This window comes from Streptomyces hainanensis, assembly GCF_004348415.1.
Taxonomy (GTDB): domain Bacteria; phylum Actinomycetota; class Actinomycetes; order Streptomycetales; family Streptomycetaceae; genus Streptomyces; species Streptomyces hainanensis.
In genome coordinates this window covers 1-3779 of sequence record NZ_SMKI01000616.1, presented here as the reverse complement: position 1 = coordinate 3779, position 3779 = coordinate 1, and the positions used below count along the sequence as shown (strand labels likewise).

The window sequence follows — 3779 nt, the reverse complement described above, 5'->3', positions numbered from 1 at the left end:
GTGGGGGCCTGGGTGGGGGAGGTGTTTCCGGTGGTGGTGCTGGAGCCCGAAGTGCTCCTGACCACGGCCAGGGCCACCGACGTGACGATCACCGCCACGGCCGTGGCCAGTGCGAATATTCGCCATGGCGCTTGTCGCATACCTCGAAGGTAACCGCTGGCCAGCACATGGCAAACGCGATGCGCGACGGCCGACAATCCCCGCTGGGCGCCCCCCGCGACAGAGCCACCCGAAGCCGCCGATACCATGGCGGCGGCCGGTGGACCGTACCCGGCCGGGCCCGACCGACGTCCCACAGGAGCAGGAGCTGCCGGTAGGCCCTGATCGCTTGCGAAGGGTTCTTCCGTGCCGGCAGGAACGCTGTACCGCGGCCGGGAAGGCATGTGGTCATGGGTGGCGCATCGCGTCACCGGTGTCCTGGTGTTCTTCTTCCTCTTTGTCCATGTCCTGGACACCGCGCTCGTCCGGGTCTCCCCCGAGGCGTACGACGACACGATCGCGGTCTACAAGACCCCGATCGTGGCGTTCATGGAGTACGGCCTGGTGGCCGCCGTGCTCTTCCACGCGCTGAACGGCCTGCGGGTCGTCGCCGTCGACTTCTGGAACAAGGGCGCCCGCTACCAGCGGCAGATGCTCTGGACCGTCGTCGGCGTCTGGGCCGTCCTGATGGCGGGGGCCGCCTACCCGGTCCTGGGCCACGCGTTCCGTGAGCTGTTCGGGAGCTGATGATCATGGCCATCGAGACCACCCAGGTCACCGACACCACCTACTCCCCGGACAACCCGGCGCCGGTCATCGAGCCGCCCCGGGCCCGCACCGGCCGCACCCCGCGCGCCACCCGCACCAACTTCGAGCTCTACGGCTGGCTGTTCATGCGGCTGTCCGGCATCGTGCTCGTGGTGCTGGTGCTCGGCCACCTGCTGATCCAGCTCGTCCTCGACGGCGGCGTCTCCAAGGTCAGCTTCGCGTTCGTCGCCGGCCGCTGGGCCTCGCCGTTCTGGCAGGCGTGGGACCTGATCATGCTCTGGCTCGCCATGCTCCACGGCGGCAACGGCCTGCGCACGATCATCAACGACTACGCCGAGCGCGACACCACCCGCTTCTGGCTGAAGATGCTGCTCTACACGGCCACGGTCTTCACCGTGCTGCTCGGCACGCTGGTCATCTTCACCTTCGACCCGAACATCCGCTGACGGGGCTGACGACTCATGCAGATCCACAAGTACGACACCGTCATCGTCGGGGCGGGCGGTGCCGGGATGCGCGCCGCGATCGAGGCGACCAAGCGCAGCCGCACCGCGGTGCTCACCAAGCTCTACCCGACCAGGTCCCACACCGGCGCGGCCCAGGGCGGCATGGCCGCCGCCCTCGCCAACGTCGAGGAGGACAACTGGGAGTGGCACACCTTCGACACGGTCAAGGGCGGTGACTACCTGGTCGACCAGGACGCCGCCGAGATCCTGGCGAAGGAGGCCATCGACTCGGTCCTCGACCTGGAGAAGATGGGCCTGCCGTTCAACCGCACCCCCGAGGGCCGGATCGACCAGCGCCGCTTCGGCGGCCACAGCCGCAACCACGGCGAGGCCCCCGTCCGCCGCTCCTGCTACGCGGCCGACCGCACCGGCCACATGATCCTCCAGACGCTGTACCAGAACTGCGTCAAGGAGGGCGTGGAGTTCTACAACGAGTTCTACGTGCTCGACCTGCTGCTCACCGAGGTCGACGGGGTGAAGCGCACCGCCGGCGTCGTCGCCTACGAGCTGGCCACCGGCGAGCTGCACGTCTTCCAGGCCAAGGCCGTGGTGTTCGCCTCCGGCGGCAACGGCAAGTTCTACCGGGTCACCTCCAACGCGCACACGCTCACCGGCGACGGCCAGGCCGCCGCCTGGCGGCGCGGCCTGCCGCTGGAGGACATGGAGTTCTTCCAGTTCCACCCGACGGGCATCTGGCGGATGGGCATCCTGCTCACCGAGGGCGCCCGCGGCGAGGGCGGCATCCTCCGCAACAAGGACGGCGAGCGCTTCATGGAGAAGTACGCGCCCGTCATGAAGGACCTGGCCTCGCGCGACGTCGTCTCCCGCTCCATCTACACCGAGATCCGCGAGGGTCGCGGCTGCGGCCCGGAGGGCGACCACGTCTACCTGGACCTGACCCACCTGCCGCCGGAGCAGCTGGACGCCAAGCTGCCGGACATCACCGAGTTCGCCCGCACCTACCTGGGCATCGAGCCGTACACGGACCCGATCCCGATCCAGCCGACCGCGCACTACGCGATGGGCGGCATCCCGACCAACGTCAGGGGCGAGGTGCTGTCCAACAACACCGACGTGGTGCCCGGGCTCTACGCGGCCGGCGAGGTCGCCTGCGTCTCGGTGCACGGCGCCAACCGGCTGGGCACCAACTCGCTCCTCGACATCAACGTGTTCGGCCGGCGCGCCGGCATCGCGGCCGCCGAGTACGCGGCCACCGCGGACTTCGTGGAGCTCCCCGAGACCCCCGAGAGCTTCGTGTCCGACGAGGTGGAGCGGATGCGCTCCTCGACCGGCAGCGAGCGGGTGGCCGCCATCCGCCGGGACCTCCAGGACACCATGGACAAGAACGCCATGGTCTTCCGCACCGAGCAGACGCTGAAGGAGGCGCTGGAGGACATCACCGCCCTGCGCCGCCGCTTCAGGAACGTGTCGGTGCAGGACAAGGGCAGGCGGTACAACACCGACCTGCTGGAGGCCCTGGAGCTGGGCAACCTGCTGGAGCTCGCCGAGGTGCTGGTGGTCTCCGCGCTGGCCCGCCAGGAGTCCCGCGGCGGCCACTACCGCGAGGACTACCCCAACCGCGACGACGTCAACTTCATGCGGCACACCATGGCCTACCGCGAGGTCGACGCCGAGGGCAACGAGTCGATCCGGCTTGACTACAAGCCGGTCGTCCAGACCCGCTACCAGCCGATGGAGCGTAAGTACTGATGGCTACCCCGACGTTGGAGAAGACCGACGAGGCCCCGTCGGCCGCCGACCACCTGGTCACCGTCACCTTCCGGATCCGCCGGTTCAACCCGGAGGAGGGCCCGGAGGCGGTCTGGCAGGACTTCGAGCTGCGCATCGACCCCAAGGAGCGGGTGCTCGACGCGCTGCACCAGATCAAGTGGGAGCTGGACGGCACGCTGACCTTCCGCCGCTCCTGCGCGCACGGCATCTGCGGCTCGGACGCGATGCGGATCAACGGCCGCAACCGGCTGGCCTGCAAGACCCTGATCAAGGACATCGCCGACCTGAGCGACGGGCAGGCCACCAAGCCCATCACGGTCGAGCCGATAAAGGGCATGACGGTCCTCAAGGACCTGATCGTGGACATGGAGCCGTTCTTCCAGGCCTACCGCGACGTGATGCCGTTCCTGATCACCGAGGGCAACGAGCCGACCAGGGAGCGCCTCCAGTCGGCGGCCGATCGGGAGCGCTTCGACGACACCACCAAGTGCATCCTGTGCGCCGCGTGCACCTCGTCCTGCCCGGTGTTCTGGAACGACGGCCAGTACTTCGGCCCGGCGGCCATCGTCAACGCGCACCGCTTCATCTTCGACTCGCGCGACGAGGGCGGCGAGCAGCGCCTGGAGATCCTCAACGACCGTGACGGCGTGTGGCGTTGCCGCACCACCTTCAACTGCACGGACGCCTGCCCGCGTGGCATCGAGGTCACCAAGGCCATCCAGGAGGTCAAGAAGGCGCTGATCACCCGGCGCTTCTGAACGATTCCCGACGGGGGGGGCCGCCGCGGAACGCGGC

General features: G+C 68.8%; 4 protein-coding genes. All 4 read left to right on the top strand.

Annotated elements, in window-relative coordinates; genetic code table 11:
* Positions 1-345: 345 nt before the first annotated feature.
* The 4 genes from sdhC to E1283_RS33555 are packed head-to-tail and all read left to right on the top strand — an operon-like array spanning position 346 to position 3742.
* Positions 346-726 (top strand): succinate dehydrogenase, cytochrome b556 subunit, encoded by a 381-nt coding sequence (gene sdhC, locus E1283_RS33570; RefSeq protein WP_132821946.1) that lies wholly within the window; start codon positions 346-348, stop codon positions 724-726.
* Positions 727-731: 5 nt separating this feature from the next.
* Complete coding sequence (locus E1283_RS33565) at positions 732-1193, top strand: succinate dehydrogenase hydrophobic membrane anchor subunit (RefSeq protein ID WP_132821945.1); 462 nt, start codon at positions 732-734, stop codon at positions 1191-1193.
* 15 nt (positions 1194-1208) lie between these two features.
* Positions 1209-2963 (top strand): succinate dehydrogenase flavoprotein subunit, encoded by a 1755-nt coding sequence (gene sdhA / locus E1283_RS33560; protein WP_132821944.1) that lies wholly within the window; start codon positions 1209-1211, stop codon positions 2961-2963.
* Complete coding sequence (locus tag E1283_RS33555) at positions 2963-3742, top strand: succinate dehydrogenase iron-sulfur subunit (RefSeq protein WP_132821943.1); 780 nt, start codon at positions 2963-2965, stop codon at positions 3740-3742. Before sdhA ends, E1283_RS33555 begins: the two co-directional genes overlap by 1 nt.
* Positions 3743-3779 lie beyond the last annotated feature (37 nt).